This is a genomic window from Moraxella oculi (assembly GCF_023336735.1).
Lineage (GTDB): Bacteria > Pseudomonadota > Gammaproteobacteria > Pseudomonadales > Moraxellaceae > Moraxella > Moraxella oculi.
Genome location: NZ_JAMBAQ010000083.1, coordinates 1 through 210, shown reverse-complemented (window position 1 = coordinate 210; position 210 = coordinate 1). Strand labels below are relative to the sequence as shown.

The following is a 210-nucleotide window of genomic DNA, read 5'->3' as shown; positions in this document are numbered from 1 at the left end:
GGGTGGTGACGTCGTGATACCAAAGTCTGTAGCTCAAGCGGTAACGCTGGGCTTTGCGACTGCCAAACTGGTTACACAAATCTTTGAAGATCCATACCGATTGACTTTCATGGGTGGTGACGTCGTGATACCAAAGTCTGTAGCTCAAGCGGTAACGCTGGGCTTTGCGACTGCCAAACTGGTTACACAAATCTTTGAAGATCCATACCG

Annotated in this window: 1 pseudogene; it reads left to right on the top strand. The window is 49.0% G+C overall.

Annotated elements, in window-relative coordinates:
- Positions 1–13 precede the first annotated feature (13 nt).
- Positions 14–210 (top strand): annotated as a pseudogene (locus M2R47_RS09450) (hypothetical protein); the annotation flags it as partial.